This window comes from Pseudomonas sp. MAFF 730105 (assembly GCF_055380705.1).
On sequence record NZ_AP018438.1, the window covers coordinates 752,392 to 770,000 of the forward strand.

Genomic DNA, 17,609 nt, shown 5'->3' on the forward strand with positions numbered 1-17,609 from the left:
CGAGCAGGGCTCGCTCCCACAGGGGATCAGGGTGGGGTCAGTAACCGAGCCCTGCCTGCTTGAGGTACATCCCTTGTTCATTCATGGCGATACGGTATTTCAGGATGTCACCGGCCCTGATCGTAATCTCCTGGGAACCCGGTGCGAGCATGCCCGGATTGCAACCCGGTGCCTGGCCAGGCAACAACTTCAGGCGCAAGGAGAACTGGCCCGGAGGCAAGTTGAAGGAGGTGCTGTCTTCCTGGAAGAGCCGGGCGGTGAGCTGATCCTGGATGTAGATGCCGATCTCGCAGGACGTCGACACTTCCAGTCGTTCCCGGGAAATGATCAGCACACCGTAATCTTCGCCGGCGGCCGATGCCTGGGGGGCCATCGCTGATAAACCTAACATGCAAAACAGGCTGAACGCTGACCAGCGCATGGCCGAACCTCCGGTGTGGAATCCTTGATAGTGGCAGCTTGGCCGAGCGCGACGGCAATTGCCAGCCCGGCAGTTTTTATCAGAACTTGACCTTGCCATGATGGCAAGCTTGAAACTGCCCGCAACGTCCATTCTCAAGGAGTCACCTGATGCAAACTTTCAATGTCCAGGGTATGTCCTGTGGTCACTGCGTCAAGGCCATCACTCAGGCTGTACAGACCAGGGATCCGGCCGCCGATGTACAGATCGACCTGGGCGCCAAGACCGTCCGGGTCCAGAGTTCGTTGCCGGCCAACACCCTGATCGAGGTTATCCAGGAAGAAGGCTACGAGGTCAGCCCCACTTGAATATTTTTAATCGTTAGCGACCTATCGGAATGTTCAAGAGCGCCCGGCAGGGCTAGACTGTCGGGCTGCTGACTGATGCCCGACGGACGCCCGATGAACCTTCGTACGATTCTGATTCTTGGCGCCTTGAGCGCTTTCGGTCCCTTGGCGATCGACTTCTACCTGCCTGCCTTCCCGGCCATGGCAACCGCCTTCGGCACGGACGAAAAACATATCCAACTGACCCTGGCCGCCTATTTCCTCGGGCTGTCCATCGGGCAGCTGGCCTACGGGCCGGTGGCGGATCGCTTCGGGCGACGGATTCCACTGCTGGTCGGGGTCGGCTTGTTCACCCTGGCCTCCCTGGCCTGCGCCTACGCGCCGAGCCTTGAATGGCTGATCGGCGCACGCTTCGTACAGGCCCTGGGTGGATGTGCCGGGATGGTGATTTCCCGGGCCGTGGTCAGCGACAAATGCGATGCGGTAGGGTCGGCCAAGGTGTTCTCGCAGTTGATGCTGGTGATGGGCCTGGCGCCGATTCTCGCGCCGATGCTTGGCGGGTTGCTGGTGAACCTGTATGGCTGGCAATCGATTTTCATCGCCCTGACCCTGTTCAGCGCCATGGCGGCAACGGCCGTGGCCCTGTGGCTGCCCGAGAGCCTGCCGGCCCACGTACCTCGACCACCGCTGTCGGGGGCGTTGCGCCAGTACGGCAGGCTGCTGACCGACTCGGTTTTCCTGGGACATGCCCTGACGGGCGGGATTGCCATCGCCGGGATGTTCGCTTACATCGCCGGCTCGCCTTTCGTGTTCATCAAGCTTTATGGCGTACCGGCCGAACACTTCGGCTGGCTGTTCGGTACCAACGCGGCTGGCTTCATCCTGGTGGCGCAGGTCAACGCGCGGTTGTTGTCCAAGCGTGGCCCGGCTTTCCTGCTGAGCCGTGCAGTGTGGGTCTATTTCACGGCGGGGTTGTGCCTCCTGGCCGTCAGCGCCTTGCACCCCGAACGTCTATGGCCATTGCTGATTCCATTGTTCATCTGCATCGCCAGCCTGGGCTGCATTCTTCCCAACGCGTCCGCCTGCGCCATGAACGGGCAGGGTGTCCGGGCCGGCAGTGCCTCGGCGATGCTGGGAAGCCTGCAGTTTTCCGTGGCCGCCGGGGCCGCCGCGCTGGTGGCGGCATTGCATGACGGCACCGCGGTGCCCATGGCGATGGTCATCAGCCTGTGCGGACTGTTGGTGGTGAGCGCAGCCATGCTGACCCGCCGCCTGCAAAATGCCCGGGCGCTGGCACAAGCCAGCCGCCAGGGCTGATTCAGCAGGCCGCGCGTTGTTGCTGTTCGGGGAAGTGGTGCGGCGCATGGATGCGCGCTTGCAGCGTGGTAGCGAAGGCTTTGGCTTCGGCCTCGGTGCGGAAGGTGACGGCGTGCTGGTCAAGACGCACTTGCCATTGGGATTTTGCCACTTCTTTTATCAGGATCTTCATTGCTGACCTCCTCACGTAAAAGATTGCGTTGCAAAGGCCTCGAGTGTAGACCGGAATGCGATCGCAATTGTGACAATGGTCAACTCTCGGACTGACGGTCCGATCTTTTTTCAGTAACCGTTGTGGCGAGGGGATAAATCCCCTCGCCACAGGCTATCTCTTGAGGCTGAGTGCCAGGTCAGAAACCTTCGAGCACGATCTTGCCCTTGGCCGTCCCACTTTCCAGCAGCGCGTGAGCCCGGCGCAGGTTCTCGGCGTTGATGGTGCCGAAATGCTCGCCAACGGTGGTCTTCAAGGTGCCGGCGTCAATCAGTTCGGCAACCCGGTTGAGCAGGTTGTGTTGCTCGATCATGTCGGCCGTCTCGAACAGCGAGCGGGTGTACATGAACTCCCAATGCAAGGACAGGCTCTTGCGCTTGAGCTTGGTCACGTCCAGGGACTTGGGATCATCGATCAGTGCCAGTTTGCCTTGGGGCGCCAGGGCCTCGACCAACTGATCCAGGTGCTGGTCGGTCTGGGTCAGGCTGGCGACGTGAGTGACCTGGGGCTGGCCTGCTTCCTTCATGACCACGCTCAGTGGTCGGCTGTGGTCGATCACCAGGTCGGCGCCCAGGCTTCGCACCCAATCCTGCGTCTGCGGACGGGAAGCGGTGCCGATGACTTTCAGCGCGGTGAGCTGGCTGGCCAATTGGGTCAGGATCGAGCCTACGCCGCCGGCGGCGCCGACGATCAACAGGCTCTGGTCCGAAGCGTCCTGGCTTTCCTGGATCTGCAGCCGCTCGAACAACAGCTCCCAGGCGGTAATGGCGGTCAGTGGTAATGCGGCCGCTTCGGCGAAACCGAGGGTCTTGGGCATGTGGCCGACAATGCGCTCATCCACGACATGCAGTTCGCTGTTGCCACCCGCGCGCGCAATGGAGCCGGCATAGAACACCTTGTCACCGGCCTTGAACAGGGAGACTTCGCTGCCCACGGCCTTGACCACGCCGGCCACGTCCCAACCCAGCACTTTGGCTGCGCCGCCTTCGGGCTGGACGTTCTGACGGACCTTGGTGTCTACCGGGTTGACCGAAATGGCTTTGACTTCTACCAACAGGTCGCGCGGACCGGCGACGGGCTCCGGTAATTCGACATCCTGCAGCGATTGCGGGTCGGTGATCGGCAAGGAGTGGTAGTAGGCGATGGCTTTCATGAAACGGGCTCCGTGAGGTGAGTTCGATGGCATCCATGTTTAGCTATTTATCACCGCGATAAAACCCGCTAAAAGAACAGGCTCTTTCAATATTTTTTTGATAATGGAGTCGCCATGCTTCGATTCGATGACCTGCAGCTGTTTGTCCGGGCGGCAGATCTGGGCAGTCTTTCTGCCGCTGCCAGGGTCATGGATCTGTCGGCGGCGGTGGCCAGTGCCGCGTTGAAACGGATCGAGCAGCACCTCGGTGCCCGCCTGCTGGCGCGCTCCACCCGCAGTCTGCGCCTGACCGCCGAAGGAGAAGGCTTTCTCGAATATGCCCGGGCGGCGTTGGGCAGTCTGGATGAGGGGCGACGGCTGTTGACCCGCGGGCAGGACCAGGTCAGCGGTGTCTTGCAGTTGTCCGCGCCGTCAGACCTGGGACGCAACCTGCTGCTGCCCTGGCTGGATGACTTCCAGCGCGAGCACCCCCGGCTTACGGTGCGGCTGTTGTTGGGCGACCGCATTGCCGACTTGTTCAAGCAGCCGGTGGATATCGCGCTGCGTTACGGCGATCCGGAGGATTCGAGCCTGGTGGCCTTGCCTGTCGCGGCGGACAACCGTCGGGTGCTGTGTGCCTCGCCGGATTATCTGGCCCGTCATGGAGAACCCCATCAGCTTGAGCAACTGGCTCAACACAATTGCCTGTTGTACATGCTCGGCACCCGGGTTCATGACCGCTGGTGCTTTCATGACGGCAAGCGGGAAGTGAGCCTCACCGTCAGCGGTGACCGCTTCAGTGACGATGCCGATGTGGTGCGGCGCTGGGCAGTGGCCGGTGCTGGAATTGCCTACAAGTCGTGGATGGACGTGTCGACCGATGTGCTGGCCGGACGTTTGAAGATCCTTTTGCCGCACCTGCACTGCGAGCGAGCGCCGCTCAATCTGTTGTGTGCTCATCGGGCGCAGTTGAGCAAGCCCGTCAAGCTGTTGCGGGAGATGCTCCAGGCCCGTTGTGGTGAATTGACGGCGCAATTTCCGCTCTCGACGGCAGTCGGCCAATAGTCGCGGGTAAATAGAGAATTTTCCCTCACGAACAATCGCCTCCAAAGGTTTCCTGAGGACAGGAAAGCTTGATCTGCACGCTTATACTAGCGGCCGCCTGAATCGGCGCGGCATCGCGCATCAAGAGCAGTAGACGAATGATTCAACAGGGAGTGAATACATGGAACATGCACCTTGCATCAGCCAGATCGCCACGCTGCTGGCCGACCCCAAGCGCAGCTCAATGATGTGGGCCTTGATGGACGGCACGGCCCGGCAGGCTGAAGAACTGGCCTTGCTGGCCGGGTTGTCGCCATCCTCGGCCAGCGCCCATCTGGGACGCCTGTCCGCCGGTGGCCTGTTGAAAGTGGAAGCCAGGGGGCGCAAGCGGTTTTTCCGTCTTGCCGCGCCGGAGATCGGCGCGGCTGTCGAAGCGCTGGCCAGCGCGACCCTGGCCAGTGCACCACGGCAGATTCCGGATGTCTTCAAGCGCGGCGTCATATCGAACAAGGCGCCGTCGGCCCCCGCCTCGTTGTTGCGAGCCCGGCTCTGCGACGATCACCTGGGCGGCACCCTGGCGGCCGATCTGTACCAGCGCCTGTTGGACGCCGGGTGGATCGAACAATGCGAGCAGCGGGTGATCGTCACCCACAAAGGCGCAAGCCAGTTGGCCGGGCGAGGGTTGTTTATCCAGGCCCTGGCCCATCGCAATGCCCGCATCGCCTGCGCGTGCCCGGATTGGAGCGAGCGCCGCCCGCACCTGGGGGGCGCGCTGGGGGCTGCCTTGCTGCAACTGTTCATGCAGTCTGGCTGGCTGAACCTGCCCAACGACTCGCGGGCCTTGCAGGTAACCGTGCTCGGCCAGCAGGAAATCCATCGATTCGCCCGGCAGGATTCATTGGAAATGGCGCTCTAGGCCTGTCGACAGGTCGCATTCAGCAATAGCCACCCGCAAGGTTCGCGCACACTCGCCCGAGAAACTATCGGACTGGGGGGATGCAACATGGACAATCACGGGTACAGCGCGGCCGAACGCCTGGAGCGGCTGCCCATCAGCGGCTATCACCGGGTCATCTTCATCATTATCGCCCTGGCGTTCTTCTTCGACTCCATGGACCTGGCGATGATGACGTTCCTGCTCGGCTCGATCAAAACCGAGTTTGGCCTGAGCACGGCCCAGGCAGGTCTGCTGGCCAGCTCCAGCTTTTTCGGCATGGTGGTGGGCGCTTCGCTGTCGGGCATGCTGGCGGATCGGTTCGGACGTAAACCGGTGTTCCAATGGAGCATTGTGCTGTGGGGTGTCGCCAGTTATCTGTGCTCCACGGCCCAGGACGTCGAGACACTGACGCTGTTTCGCATCCTGCTGGGTATCGGCATGGGCATGGAGTTTCCGATTGCCCAGTCGATGCTTTCGGAACTGATCCCGGCCAAGCGTCGGGGCCGTTACATCGCCTTGATGGACGGGTTCTGGCCGCTGGGCTTCGTCGCGGCGGGCGTGCTCTCGTATTTCCTGCTGCCGGTAGTCGGCTGGCGTGACATCTTCCTGGTCCTGGCCGTACCGGCGGTGTTTGTCCTGGCTATTCGTTTCTTTATCCCCGAGTCACCGCGTTGGCTGGAGCAGGCCGGGAGGAATGACGAGGCGGATGCCGTGCTGCGCCGGATCGAAGACAAGGTCCGGGCCTCGCTGGGGAGCCAGCACCTGCCGGAGCCGGTTCGCCTGCCGAGGCTGGCGACTACGCCGGGCACGTTCTTTTCGGCGCTGGGACAGATCTGGTCGCCGTTGTATCGCCAACGCACGATGATGATCTGGAGCGTCTGGTTCTTTGCCTTGCTCGGCTTCTACGGGCTGACGTCCTGGCTCAGCGCGTTGTTGCAGCAGTCGGGGTTTGCCGTGACCCAGTCGGTCTATTACACCGTGCTGATTTCCCTGGGCGGGATTCCCGGTTTCCTGATGGCTGCCTGGCTGGTGGAGCGCTGGGGCCGTAAGCCGGTGTGTGTCATCACCCTGTTGGGTGGCGGCGCGATGGCCTTTCTATATGGGCAGAGCGCGGTGTTCGGCGGCAACGTCGGGCTGCTGATCGGTAGCGGATTGCTGATGCAGTTTTTCCTCTTCGGCATGTGGGCGGTGCTCTACACCTACACACCGGAGCTGTATCCCACCTCGGCACGGGCAACGGGTTCGGGTTTCGCCTCGGCGATTGGTCGCATCGGTTCGTTGCTGGGGCCTCTGGTGACCGGGCTGGTATTCCCCATCACCGGGCAAGGCGGCGTGTTTGGCCTGGGCGCACTGTGCTTCGCGGTGGCGGCTGGCGTGGTCTGGTTGTTTGGGATGGAGACGCGGGGCAAGACGCTGGAGGAGTTGAGCGAAGGCGTGGGCGGTTAAACACCATCCCCTTGTGGGAGCGAGCCTGCTCGCGATAGCGGTGGGTCGGTGGACACTTGTCTCACTGACATACCGAAATCGCGAGCAGGCTCGCTCCCACAGGGATAGTTGATGAAAGCTAAGGCTTCACCAACCGCGCATCCAGGCTGTTCTGGGCCAAGCGTTTGGCCTGGTCCTGGGTCATGCCCAGGTGGGTGTGCAGGGCGTGGAAGTTTTCGGTGACGTAGCCGCCGAAGTACGCCGGGTCGTCGGAGTTCACCGTCACCTTCACACCGCGTTCGAGCATGTCGAGGATGTTGTGCTGCGACATGTCGTCGAACACGCACAGCTTGATGTTGGACAACGGGCATACCGTCAACGGGATCTGCTCGTCGATGATCCGCTGCATCAGTCGTTCGTCTTCGATGGCCCGGACACCGTGATCGATGCGCTGGATCTTCAGCAGGTCCAGGGCTTCCCAGATGTATTCGGGTGGACCTTCTTCGCCGGCGTGGGCGACGGTCAGGAAACCTTCGTTGCGGGCCCGGTCGAACACCCGCTGGAACTTGCTGGGCGGATGGCCCATTTCCGAACTGTCCAGGCCGACGGCGACAAAGGCATCGCGGAACGGCAGCGCCTGGTCGAGGGTTTTCTCGGCCTGTTCTTCGCTCAGGTGGCGCAGGAAGCTCAGGATCAGGCCGCTGGTGATGCCCAGTTGCTGTTCTCCGTCCTTGAGGGCGGCGGCGATGCCGTTGAGGACCACTTCGAATGCAATGCCGCGGTCGGTGTGAGTCTGAGGGTCGAAGAACGGTTCGGTGTGGATCACGTTCTGCGCCTTGCAACGCAACAGGTAGGCCCAGGTCAGGTCGTAGAAATCCTGGGAGGTGCGCAACACGTCGGCGCCCTGGTAATACAGGTCGAGGAATTCCTGCAGATTGTTGAAGGCGTAGGCCTTGCGCAAGGTGTCGACGTCGTTCCACGGCAGGGCGATTTTGTTGCGCTCGGCCAGGGCGAACAGCAGCTCGGGCTCCAGCGAACCTTCCAGGTGCAGGTGCAGTTCTGCCTTGGGCAGGGCGTTCAGCCAGTCGTACATGTGCTTTTCTCATCAGTGAATCGATGGTGGGCATTCTACAGGGGCTGACCGCAATGTCTGGAAAAACCTGACCGGCCGATCCACTGTGGAAGCAGAACCGGCCCGCGAAGAGCCCTGGGCCGATCCATAAGGGGACGTCACAGCAGACGAAACGTTCACGGCCCCCTACAGTCTAGTAGGTCATACCCCCGTGCACGGTTATAGGCCTGTGATGTTCACATTGATCAAGCAAGAAAAGCTGCTGGTGCTGGCCCTGCTCGCCGCCGTAGTCGCCTACCCGCTGGAGCACTGGCTGTTGGGCAGTGGGCAGGTCGTGGCGTTGGTCGGTGGCTTGCTGCTGATTGGCTTCATCGTCGCGGCCTCGATGCGCGTGGCTCATCACGCCGAGTTGCTGGCGGAAAAAGTCGGCGATCCTTACGGCACGATGATCCTGACCCTGTCGGCAGTGTTGGTCGAGGTGGTGATCCTGGCAATCATGATGAGCAACGAAGCATCGCCGACCCTGGTGCGCGATACGATCTATTCGGCGGTGATGCTCGACATCAATGGCATTCTCGGGCTTGCCGCGCTGATGGGCGGGCTCAAACATGGCGAGCAGGTCTACAACGATGATTCGGCGCGCAGCTACAGCGTGATGATCCTCACCGCCATGGGCGTATCGATGGTGGTGCCGGAGTTCATTCCCCAGGAACACTGGAAGCAATATTCGGCGTTCACCATTGGCGCGATGCTCGTGCTGTATACGCTGTTCCTGCGTATGCAGGTGGGTCCCCACAGTTACTTTTTCAGCTACAGCTATCCGGAAAAACGTCGCCGCAAAGAGCCGGTGGAGACCGAGCCGAAGCCCATCAGCCTGGCGTTTTCCATCGGTGCGCTGGTGTTTGGCGTGGTAGTGATCGGTGCGCTGGCCGAAGTCATGTCCAAGGCCATCGACCTGGGGCTGGAGGGCTCGGGAGCGCCGCCGGTGGTCACGGCCATTCTGGTGGCGGCCATCTCTGCGGCACCGGAGATTCTCACCGCCCTGCGCGCCGCCCTCGCCAATCGCATGCAGTCGGTGGTGAACATCGCGCTGGGGGCGTCGCTGTCGACGGTGATCCTGACGGTGCCGGTGATGGAAGCCATGGCGCTTTACACCGGTCAGCCTTTCCAGATGGCCATGACGCCGGTGCAGACGGTGATGATCTTCATCACCCTGATCGTCAGCGCGATCAATCTCAATGACGGCGAGACCAATGCCATTGAAGGCATGACCCACTTCGTGCTGTTTGCGACGTTTATCATGTTGTCGCTGCTCGGCCTTTAGAAGCGCATCGCGGGCAAGCCTTGCTCCCACAGATGTGTCCTGATACCCGTGGGAGCAAGGCTTGCCCGCGATAGCATCCGATCAGACGCCCGCGATCAATTCCCGCGCCGCCTGGCTGTGATTGGCAATCAGCCCCTTCAAATCCAAGCCTTCGATCTGACCATCGATCACCCGCCACTGCCCAGCGACCATCACCCGATCCGCTCGATCCGCGCCACACAACAACAGTGCTGAAACCGGATCGTGGCTGCCGGAGAAGCGCAGCTCATCGAGCTTGAACAGCGCCAGATCGGCCTGTTTGCCGACTGCCAACTCGCCGATATCGCTGCGCCCAAGCAATGTTGCCGAGCCCTGAGTTGCCCAGCCCAGTACCCGTTCCGGTGTGATCGCTTGCGCGCCATAGTGCAGGCGTTGGATGTACAGCGCCTGGCGGGTTTCGAGGATCATGTTCGAGGCATCGTTGGAGGCCGAGCCGTCCACGCCGAGGCCCAGCGGGGCACCGGCGGCAGTCAGTTCGAGGGTGGGGCAAATGCCCGAGGCCAGGCGCATGTTGGAGCTTGGGCAATGACAGATACCGGTGCCGGCAGCGCCGAGGCGGGCGATCTCCTCGGGGTTGAAGTGAATGCCGTGGGCCAGCCAGGTACGCGGACCGAGCCAGCCGACGCTGTCCAGGTAATCCACGGTGCGCAAGCCGAAGCGTTGCAAGCAGAAATCTTCTTCGTCGAGGGTTTCGGCCAGGTGGGTGTGCAGGCGGACGTCCAGTTGATTTGCCAGCGCGGCGCTGGCCTGCATGATTTCGGGGGTGACCGAAAACGGCGAGCAGGGCGCCAGGGCTATCTGGATCTGCGCACCGTCGCCGCGTTCATGGTAGCGGTCGATCAACCGCTGGCTATCGTCGAGAATCACCTGGCCTTGCTGCACGGTCTGCTGTGGCGGCAGGCCGCCGTCGGCTTCGCCCAGGCTCATGGAACCGCGGGTCAGCATCGCTCGCATGCCCAGTTCGCGCACACTTTGTACCTGCACATCGATGGCATTTTCCAAGCCTTCGGGAAACAGGTAATGGTGATCGGCCGCCGTGGTGCAGCCCGACAGGAGCAGTTCAGCCAAGGCCACTTTGGTCGCCAAGGCGAGTTTTTCCGGCGTCAGCCGCGCCCAGACCGGGTAGAGGGTTTTCAACCATGGGAACAGCGGCTGGTTCACCACCGGTGCCCAGGCACGGGTCAGGGTCTGGTAGAAGTGGTGATGGGTGTTGATCAGCCCGGGAAGAATCACATGCTCACGGGCGTCGAAGACGTGGTCACAAGGTTGGGCGGGGCGCTGGCCGATGCTCAGCAGCTCGGCAATGACGCCATCCTGCAGCACCAGACCGCCACGGGCGTCGAGACCGTTGGCAGTAAAAATGGCGAGGGGATTTTTTAACCAGGTACGGGTCGCAGGCATGGTGGCCGGCTCCTCTGAAAGTGGGTTCAGGTTAGCCAGCTCAGTGATGCCCTGTCTGCTGATCCAGGGTCGCCGTGGGGGCGAGGTGCAGAGTTTACTCAGGTTGCGGCGCACATATCCAGTGCTCCAATTGAGTTCAAATGTGGGAGCGAGCCTGCTCGCGAAGGCGATGTATCAGTCGACAGGGCGGTTGAATGACACTCCGCTTTCGCGAGCAGGCTCGCTCCCACAGGTTGTGCGTGGAATTACCAGGGAATCATCTCACCCTTGTAGTTGACGAAGTGATGCCCACCCCGGCCGGCAAAGGCATTGACCTGGTCGATCAAGCCGCGGGTACTGGTTTCGACATCGATGTCCGCTCCTTCACCCCCCATGTCGGTCTTCACCCAGCCCGGATGCAGCGACAGGACGGTCAATGTCTGGTCGCCCAGTTGGGTGACGAAGCTGTTGGTCATGGAATTGAGGGCCGCCTTGCTTGCCTTGTACAGCGCCAGTTCCGGCGCGTCGGGCATGGTCACGCTGCCCAGCACCGAACTCATGAACGCCAGGACGCCGCTGCCGTCGCGGATCTGCCCGACGAATCGCTGAGCCAGGTTGATCGGCGCCACCGCGTTGGTGAAGAACAACTGGCCGACCTCGGCCAGGGTCGCGCCGTCGGGAGCCTGGTTATCGGGGCCTTTGACACCGGCGTTGACGAATAACAGGTCGAAGGTTTCGCCCTTGAGTTGTTGGCTCAAGGCAATGACGGCTTGCTGGTCGCCCATGTCGAGTTTCTCGATCCGTACCGGGCCCAGCGCCTTCAATGCCTCTGCGTTCTGCAAGTTGCGCACGGTGGCGATCACGTTCCAGCCATCGCTCAGCAATGTCTTCACCAGGCCAAGGCCCAAGCCCCGGGAGGCGCCGATGATCAATGCGTTTTTTGCCGAATTCATGGAAGGTATCCTTGAAAGAAGGGTCACGGATTTAATGGACAGCGTCGCCCGAGCCGTTGTTTCAGCTCATGACGCAACGCGTCGAGTTCGGTCATGCGGGTTTCGATCAGGTTCAGTTTGTTCAGCAGCAGCTGAGCCACGGCGTGGTCCGGGTCGGGTGCCTGCTGCACGGAGGCGACACTGCTGCCGATCTCGCCGAGGGTAAAGCCCAGGCGTTGGGCTGTCTTGATATAGAGCACCAGTTGCACCATGTCTTCGGGGTAGTCGCGATACCCATTGGCGCTGCGTCCCGCCGCAATCAGCCCGAGCTGCTCATAGAAGCGCAGCGTGTCGCGGCTGACGGCACAGGCCTGGGCTAGTTCACCGATCCGCATGGCAATCTCCAGAAAGCTTGACCTTGGAGCATACCCCAGGCTTTAGTCTTTTTGCTCCTTGATTAGATGGAGCAATGCCTATGTGGACTTCACCGCAATATCGTCGCGTGGTGCTCGGTAGCGCCTGGTACGACCTGATCGTAACCGCAGCGTTTGCCACGCCATGGAGTTTCGCCGCCCTGCACGGCTGGTTGCTGGGTGTGACCCAAATGCTCGACCTGCCTGGCGAGCTGCCAACGTTTGCGCCTATGCATCTGTTGATGGCCAATCTGCTGGGCTCGATCGTTTGCGTATGGGCGGTGCTGCGGATTCGGGATCCGCGCGCCCTGTATGGGCGGTATGACGCGGCAGGGCGGTTCCTGTTTGCGTCCTGGATGTTTTACGCGCTGCTGCACGGCGCCAGTGCGCTGGTGTGGATATTTCTGTTCCTCGAGCTGGTGTGGGGTGTTGTCCAACTGTTACCCGTGCGTGGCGAGAACACGGGTTCAAGCTGGAAGCGTGAGCAGTCGTTAACGAATGGTTAAAAAATGAACAAGCGCCTGGGAGCCATGCTCTCCTTGGGGTCGCGTGAGCCATGAACGGGTTATCCACAGCTTGCTCCACAGTTATTGTGCGCAAGCCGCAAACTCGGGCATAAGCGCGGGGCGACTTTCTTCCAAAGGTGATAACTCGCTGCAAGCGTTTGTTTTGCTGGCTTATTTAGCCGACAGGCGAGGCTTTGGACGAAAAATGAACAACCCCCGCAAAGCCGCATGACAGAAGGGTTACAGGCGGATGTGCTCAGGTTATCCACAGCCGGGTGCACAGCAGGTGTGGGCAAATAAAGGTTAACGCTCCAGCAGGATCCGGCCGCGACTCAAATCGGCCAGTTGCTTTTGCAGCGTATCGATCTGACCTTCACCCACCGCCAACTGCAATTCCACGCCGTTGGCGGTAAACCCTTCCGTATTGACCAGGCCACCGCACTCGGCAACCCGCAGTTTCACCAGGGGCAGTTCCGCGAACCCGCAAGTGCAATGCAGGGGCACGCGACTGATCAGTTCCAGCTTCTCGGCACTTTGCAGGCACTTGTTCGCACCACCGCCATAGGCCCGGGCCAGTCCGCCGGTCCCCAGCTGGATACCGCCATACCAGCGGATCACCAGCACTACGACCTGGTCACAGGCTTGGGCTTCAATGGCCGCCAGGATCGGGCGTCCGGCGGTGCCCCCCGGTTCGCCATCGTCGTTGCTGCGGTATTGATCGCCCAGCTTCCAGGCCCAGCAGTTGTGCGTGGCGTTCAGGTCGCTGTGCTGTTCGATAAAGGCCTGGGCATCGGCGGGGCTGGTGATGGGGGCGGCGAAGGTGATGAAGCGGCTTTTACGAATTTCTTCGCGGTATTCGCAAAAGCCAACGAGAGTAAAAGGCATGAGCGTCTTAGAGGGTGGGTGTCAGGCCGCAGCCTTTGAGAATGATGCGGATCAGGTTGTCGCCGGCATCGATCATGTCTTGCTTGCTCAATTTGCTGCGACCGGTCACGCGGCAGATCTGGGTGGCGAAGTCGGCGTAATGCTGGGTGCTGCCCCAGAGCAGGAAGATCAGGTGCACGGGGTCGATCGGGTCCATCTTGCCAGCGTCGATCCAGGCCTGGAACACCGCCGCGCGGCCCTTGAACCAGGCGCGGTAGTCCTGGTTGAAGTACTCGGTCAGGCACTCGCCGCCGCTGATCACTTCCATGGCGAAGATCCGCGACGCCTGGGGTTGGCGACGGGAAAACTCCATCTTGGCGCGGATATAGCGAGTCAACGCCTCGGCCGGGTCATCCTCGGCGGTGAGGGTGTTGAAGGTGCTGTCCCACAACTCGATGATGTTGCTCAGCACCGCCACGTATAGCCCGAGCTTGTTGGTGAAGTAATAGTGCAGGTTCGCCTTGGGCAGCCCGGCGTTCAGCGCGATGGTATTCATGCTGGTGCCTTTGAATCCGTGACGAGCGAATTCATCTTCAGCAGCCTTGAGGATGGTCTCTTCGTTCTTCTGACGAATGCGGCCAGTGGGCTTGCCACCGTGTGCTGGGACTTCAAAGGTCATGGACGTTTCCGGGCTGGGTCTGTGGGCAAGCAAATGCGTTGATAGCGCACCGGCACCGATCCGACAAGTGCTGTTGCCACAAAAGGCGAATGCACTAGCGAGTCGCGGCCAGACTCTCGAGAAAACTCTCCAGCACCAGATGAGGACGACGGCCCTTGCGCGTTACCGAAGCCAGGCTCAGGTCATAGAATCGCGTCGTGGGTTTCAGGGCTCGTAATCGGCCTTGCTGGACCCAGAGGTTGGCGTAGTGATCCGGCAGGTAGCCGATGTAGCGACCGGTGAGAATCAGGAATGCCATGCCTTCGCGGTCCGATGCACTGGCGGTGCAGTTGAGCGCCTGGTAATGGGCCTGGATGTCGACCGGCAGGCGAAAGGTGGGGGCGATGGCGTCCTGGCTGTTGAGGCGGGTTTCGTCGAGCTGCAAGTCGTCCACATAAAACAGGGGATGTCCGACCGCGCAATACAACAATGAACGTTCGCTGTAGAGCGGCTGGTACTCCAGCCCGGAAAGGGCGCTGGCCTGAGGGACCACGCCGACGTGCAGGCGGCCGTCGAGAACACCTTGTTCGACTTCATTGGGAGCGATCATGCGAATCTGGATTTGCACGTCGGGCCCGCGCTCCTTCAATTGAGCCAGGGCATGGGTGATGCGCATGTGGGGGAGAGTGACGAGATTGTCGGTCAGGCCGATGTTCAGTTCGCCGCGCAAGTGTTGATGCAGGCCGTTGACCTCGGTGCGAAAACTTTCCAGCGCGCTGAGCAGTTGCAGGGCCGACTGATAGACCTCACGACCTTCTTCCGTCAGTGAGAACCCCGCGCGTCCACGCTGACACAGACGCAGGCCCAGGCGCTGTTCAAGATCGCTCATCTGTTGGCTGATGGCCGAGCGGCCGATACCCAGCACCGTTTCTGCTGCGGAGAATCCCCCACATTCCACTACGCTACGAAAGATGCGCAGCAGACGAATATCGAAGTCGCTGACCTGGGCCAGTGGATCGGGGCGGCGAGCACTCATAGTTTAGTGGTCCACTGACTGAAGGTTAGAAAAGTTGGATTTCACCGACTTTATCGTCGTGGCAACTTAGCCGCAACTAGGCTTTTCGCCCCGATACCGTTCATATCTTGCGAGGTTTTGTCGATGAACATGCCCGAACACGCGGCCAGTTCCCTGGCCAGTCAGCTCAAGCTCGATGCCCACTGGATGCCGTACACCGCCAACCGCAACTTCCAGCGCGACCCGCGTCTGATCGTCGGTGCCGAAGGCAGTTGGTTGATCGATGAACACGGACGCAAGGTGTATGACTCGCTGTCGGGGCTGTGGACCTGCGGAGCCGGGCACACTCGCAAGGAAATCCAGGACGCGGTCGCCAAACAGCTGGGCACCCTCGATTATTCGCCGGGGTTCCAGTATGGCCATCCGCTGTCGTTCCAACTGGCGGAAAAAATCACCAGCCTGACGCCAGGCAACCTCAATCATGTGTTCTTCACCGACTCCGGTTCCGAGTGCGCCGATACGGCGGTGAAGATGGTGCGCGCCTACTGGCGTCTCAAGGGCCAGGCCACCAAGACCAAAATGATCGGCCGTGCTCGCGGCTACCATGGCGTGAACATCGCCGGGACCAGCCTGGGCGGCGTGAGTGGCAACCGCAAACTGTTCGGCCAGGCGATGGCGGACGTCGATCACCTGCCCCATACCTTGTTGGCGGGCAATGCCTATTCCCGTGGCATGCCGAAGGAAGGTGGCATTGCCTTGGCCGACGAGTTGCTGAAGCTGATCGAACTGCACGACGCTTCCAACATCGCGGCCGTCTTCGTCGAACCGATGGCCGGGTCCGCCGGTGTCCTGGTTCCGCCTGAGGGCTATCTCAAGCGTCTGCGGCAGATTTGCGACCAGCACAATATCCTGCTGGTATTCGACGAAGTAATCACCGGTTTCGGCCGCACGGGTTCGATGTTCGGTGCAGACAGTTTCGGCGTAACGCCTGACTTGATGTGCATCGCCAAGCAAGTCACCAACGGTGCGATTCCCATGGGGGCAGTCATTGCCAGCACCGAGATCTACCAGACTTTCATGAACCAGCCGACGCCTGAGTACGCGGTGGAGTTTCCTCACGGCTATACCTATTCGGCGCACCCGGTGGCGTGCGCGGCGGGGCTGGCGGCGCTGGATCTGCTGCAGAAGGAAAACCTGGTGCAGAGCGTGGCCGAAGTCGCGCCACATTTCGAGAAGGTTCTGCATGGGATCAAAGGCGCGAAGAACGTGATCGACATCCGCAACTTTGGCCTGGCCGGCGCGATCCAGATCGCACCGCGAGACGGCGATGCGATCGTCCGTCCGTTCGAGGCCGGCATGGCGTTGTGGAAGGCCGGATTCTATGTGCGCTTCGGTGGCGACACGCTGCAGTTCGGACCAACGTTCAACAGCAAGCCACAGGATCTGGATCGTCTGTTCGACGCGGTCGGTGAAGTGTTGAACAAGCTCGACTGACTGCCTCCCTATCACCTTCAACGACAGGCGTCCGGTCGCGGGCGCCTGTGGATAAAAATTCTGGAGTCCCCATGAGTCTCATCCCGCATCTGATCAATGGCGAACTGATAAGCGACAACACGCGTACAGCGGACGTTTTCAATCCGTCCACTGGCCAGGCCATCCACAAGGTGTCGCTGGCCGATCGCGCGACCGTGCAACAGGCCATCGATGCCGCCACCGCAGCGTTCCCGGCCTGGCGCAAGACACCGGCGGCCAAGCGTGCCCAGGTGATGTTTCGTTTCAAACAGTTGCTGGCGCAGAACGAGTCGCGTATTGCGCAAATGATCAGCGAGGAGCACGGCAAGACCCTGGAGGATGCCGCCGGTGAGCTCAAACGGGGTATCGAGAACGTCGAGTTCGCCTGTGCGGCTCCGGAAGTTCTGAAGGGTGAATACAGCCGCAACGTAGGGCCGAACATCGATGCCTGGTCGGATTTCCAGCCGTTGGGCGTCGTGGCGGGTATTACCCCGTTCAACTTCCCGGCGATGGTTCCACTGTGGATGTATCCGCTGGCGATCGTTTGCGGCAACTGCTTCATTCTCAAGCCATCCGAGCGTGACCCGAGCTCGACACTGCTGATTGCACAATTGCTGCTGGAAGCCGGATTGCCCGAGGGCGTGTTGAGTGTCGTGCATGGTGACAAGGTTGCCGTGGATGCGCTGATCGAGGCGCCGGAAGTGAAGGCGCTGAGTTTTGTCGGCTCGACACCGATTGCCGAATACATCTACGCCGAGGGGACCCGTCGCGGTAAACGCGTCCAGGCATTGGGCGGGGCGAAGAACCATGCGGTGCTGATGCCGGATGCCGATCTGGACAACGCAGTCAACGCGTTGATGGGGGCGGCCTATGGTTCATGCGGCGAACGTTGCATGGCGATTTCGGTGGCTGTCTGTGTGGGCGATCAGGTAGCGGATGCGCTGGTAGCCAAGCTGGTGCCGCAGATCCAGGCGTTGAAAATCGGTGCCGGTACTTCTTGCGGTCTGGACATGGGGCCGTTGGTGACCGGTCAGCATCGCGACAAGGTCAGCGGCTATATAGAAGACGGTGTTTCGGCGGG

The 17,609-nt window shown here is 61.1% G+C and carries 18 protein-coding genes and 1 pseudogene (1 of these 19 running past the window's edge); 9 read left to right on the top strand and 10 right to left on the bottom strand.

Features of this window, described 5'->3' with window-relative positions; all coding sequences use genetic code 11:
* Nucleotides 1–37: 37 nt before the first annotated feature.
* Nucleotides 38–421, bottom strand: coding sequence for a hypothetical protein (locus PCOSP_RS03240; protein ID WP_139646590.1), 384 nt, complete (start codon nucleotides 419–421; stop codon nucleotides 38–40).
* Between the two features lie 149 nt (nucleotides 422–570).
* Between PCOSP_RS03240 and PCOSP_RS03245 the strand changes: the two genes are divergently transcribed.
* Both PCOSP_RS03245 and PCOSP_RS03250 read left to right on the top strand, forming a co-directional pair.
* On the top strand, nucleotides 571–768 hold the full coding sequence (locus PCOSP_RS03245) for a heavy-metal-associated domain-containing protein (protein WP_139646588.1): 198 nt from the start codon (nucleotides 571–573) through the stop codon (nucleotides 766–768).
* A gap of 93 nt (nucleotides 769–861) precedes the next feature.
* Nucleotides 862–2,064, top strand: a complete 1,203-nt coding sequence (locus PCOSP_RS03250; protein WP_464710301.1) for a multidrug effflux MFS transporter — start codon at nucleotides 862–864, stop codon at nucleotides 2,062–2,064.
* Between the two features lies 1 nt (nucleotide 2,065).
* Here PCOSP_RS03250 and PCOSP_RS03255 read toward each other — a convergent pair whose 3' ends face one another.
* Nucleotides 2,066–2,236: a hypothetical protein gene (locus PCOSP_RS03255; protein ID WP_167355722.1), complete on the bottom strand. Its 171-nt coding sequence runs from the start codon at nucleotides 2,234–2,236 to the stop codon at nucleotides 2,066–2,068.
* A 178-nt stretch (nucleotides 2,237–2,414) separates the two neighbouring features.
* Complete coding sequence (locus PCOSP_RS03260; RefSeq protein ID WP_139646583.1) at nucleotides 2,415–3,428, bottom strand: zinc-binding alcohol dehydrogenase family protein; 1,014 nt, start codon at nucleotides 3,426–3,428, stop codon at nucleotides 2,415–2,417.
* A 114-nt stretch (nucleotides 3,429–3,542) separates the two neighbouring features.
* Here PCOSP_RS03260 and PCOSP_RS03265 point away from each other — a divergent pair, with 114 nt between their 5' ends.
* The 3 genes from PCOSP_RS03265 to PCOSP_RS03275 all read left to right on the top strand — a co-directional run bounded on the left by PCOSP_RS03265 (nucleotide 3,543) and on the right by PCOSP_RS03275 (nucleotide 6,834).
* On the top strand, nucleotides 3,543–4,472 hold the full coding sequence (locus PCOSP_RS03265) for a LysR family transcriptional regulator (RefSeq protein ID WP_175385592.1): 930 nt from the start codon (nucleotides 3,543–3,545) through the stop codon (nucleotides 4,470–4,472).
* A 160-nt stretch (nucleotides 4,473–4,632) separates the two neighbouring features.
* Nucleotides 4,633–5,367 carry an ArsR/SmtB family transcription factor gene (locus PCOSP_RS03270; RefSeq protein WP_139646578.1) on the top strand — a complete coding sequence of 245 codons (735 nt, stop codon included), beginning with the start codon at nucleotides 4,633–4,635 and terminating at the stop codon, nucleotides 5,365–5,367.
* 87 nt (nucleotides 5,368–5,454) lie between these two features.
* A complete protein-coding gene (locus tag PCOSP_RS03275; protein ID WP_464710302.1) occupies nucleotides 5,455–6,834 on the top strand; it encodes an MFS transporter in 1,380 nt (459 codons plus the stop codon).
* A 118-nt stretch (nucleotides 6,835–6,952) separates the two neighbouring features.
* Here the strand turns inward: PCOSP_RS03275 and PCOSP_RS03280 are convergent, their stop codons facing one another.
* A complete protein-coding gene (locus PCOSP_RS03280; protein WP_139646574.1) occupies nucleotides 6,953–7,906 on the bottom strand; it encodes an adenosine deaminase in 954 nt (317 codons plus the stop codon).
* 211 nt (nucleotides 7,907–8,117) lie between these two features.
* On the opposite strand from PCOSP_RS03280, the gene PCOSP_RS03285 reads away from it, so the two are divergent.
* Nucleotides 8,118–9,209 carry a calcium:cation antiporter gene (locus PCOSP_RS03285; protein ID WP_175363065.1) on the top strand — a complete coding sequence of 364 codons (1,092 nt, stop codon included), beginning with the start codon at nucleotides 8,118–8,120 and terminating at the stop codon, nucleotides 9,207–9,209.
* Between the two features lie 81 nt (nucleotides 9,210–9,290).
* Here the strand turns inward: PCOSP_RS03285 and PCOSP_RS03290 are convergent, their stop codons facing one another.
* The 3 genes from PCOSP_RS03290 to PCOSP_RS03300 all read right to left on the bottom strand — a co-directional run bounded on the left by PCOSP_RS03290 (nucleotide 9,291) and on the right by PCOSP_RS03300 (nucleotide 11,955).
* The gene (locus PCOSP_RS03290) at nucleotides 9,291–10,649 is read right to left on the bottom strand and encodes an 8-oxoguanine deaminase (RefSeq protein ID WP_464710303.1); all 1,359 of its coding nucleotides are present in this window, start codon (nucleotides 10,647–10,649) and stop codon (nucleotides 9,291–9,293) included.
* Between the two features lie 245 nt (nucleotides 10,650–10,894).
* On the bottom strand, nucleotides 10,895–11,581 hold the full coding sequence (locus PCOSP_RS03295; RefSeq protein WP_175385594.1) for an SDR family oxidoreductase: 687 nt from the start codon (nucleotides 11,579–11,581) through the stop codon (nucleotides 10,895–10,897).
* A 23-nt stretch (nucleotides 11,582–11,604) separates the two neighbouring features.
* Nucleotides 11,605–11,955 (bottom strand): MerR family transcriptional regulator, encoded by a 351-nt coding sequence (locus tag PCOSP_RS03300; RefSeq protein WP_139646564.1) that lies wholly within the window; start codon nucleotides 11,953–11,955, stop codon nucleotides 11,605–11,607.
* An 80-nt stretch (nucleotides 11,956–12,035) separates the two neighbouring features.
* Between PCOSP_RS03300 and PCOSP_RS03305 the strand changes: the two genes are divergently transcribed.
* Nucleotides 12,036–12,479 (top strand): hypothetical protein, encoded by a 444-nt coding sequence (locus PCOSP_RS03305; protein WP_464710304.1) that lies wholly within the window; start codon nucleotides 12,036–12,038, stop codon nucleotides 12,477–12,479.
* 303 nt (nucleotides 12,480–12,782) lie between these two features.
* Here the strand turns inward: PCOSP_RS03305 and PCOSP_RS03310 are convergent, their stop codons facing one another.
* From PCOSP_RS03310 to PCOSP_RS03320, 3 genes are all read right to left on the bottom strand, one after another.
* Nucleotides 12,783–13,364, bottom strand: coding sequence for an IMPACT family protein (locus tag PCOSP_RS03310; protein ID WP_139646559.1), 582 nt, complete (start codon nucleotides 13,362–13,364; stop codon nucleotides 12,783–12,785).
* 7 nt (nucleotides 13,365–13,371) lie between these two features.
* Nucleotides 13,372–14,022, bottom strand: a complete 651-nt coding sequence (locus PCOSP_RS03315) for a TetR/AcrR family transcriptional regulator (RefSeq protein WP_175363061.1) — start codon at nucleotides 14,020–14,022, stop codon at nucleotides 13,372–13,374.
* A gap of 94 nt (nucleotides 14,023–14,116) precedes the next feature.
* Nucleotides 14,117–15,037, bottom strand: a complete 921-nt coding sequence (locus tag PCOSP_RS03320) for a LysR family transcriptional regulator (protein WP_139646556.1) — start codon at nucleotides 15,035–15,037, stop codon at nucleotides 14,117–14,119.
* A 123-nt stretch (nucleotides 15,038–15,160) separates the two neighbouring features.
* Between PCOSP_RS03320 and aptA the strand changes: the two genes are divergently transcribed.
* Nucleotides 15,161–16,510 (top strand): omega-aminotransferase AptA, encoded by a 1,350-nt coding sequence (gene aptA, locus PCOSP_RS03325; RefSeq protein WP_464710306.1) that lies wholly within the window; start codon nucleotides 15,161–15,163, stop codon nucleotides 16,508–16,510.
* Between the two features lie 71 nt (nucleotides 16,511–16,581).
* Nucleotides 16,582–17,609, top strand: a pseudogene (locus PCOSP_RS03330) (CoA-acylating methylmalonate-semialdehyde dehydrogenase); it runs 465 nt beyond the window's last position.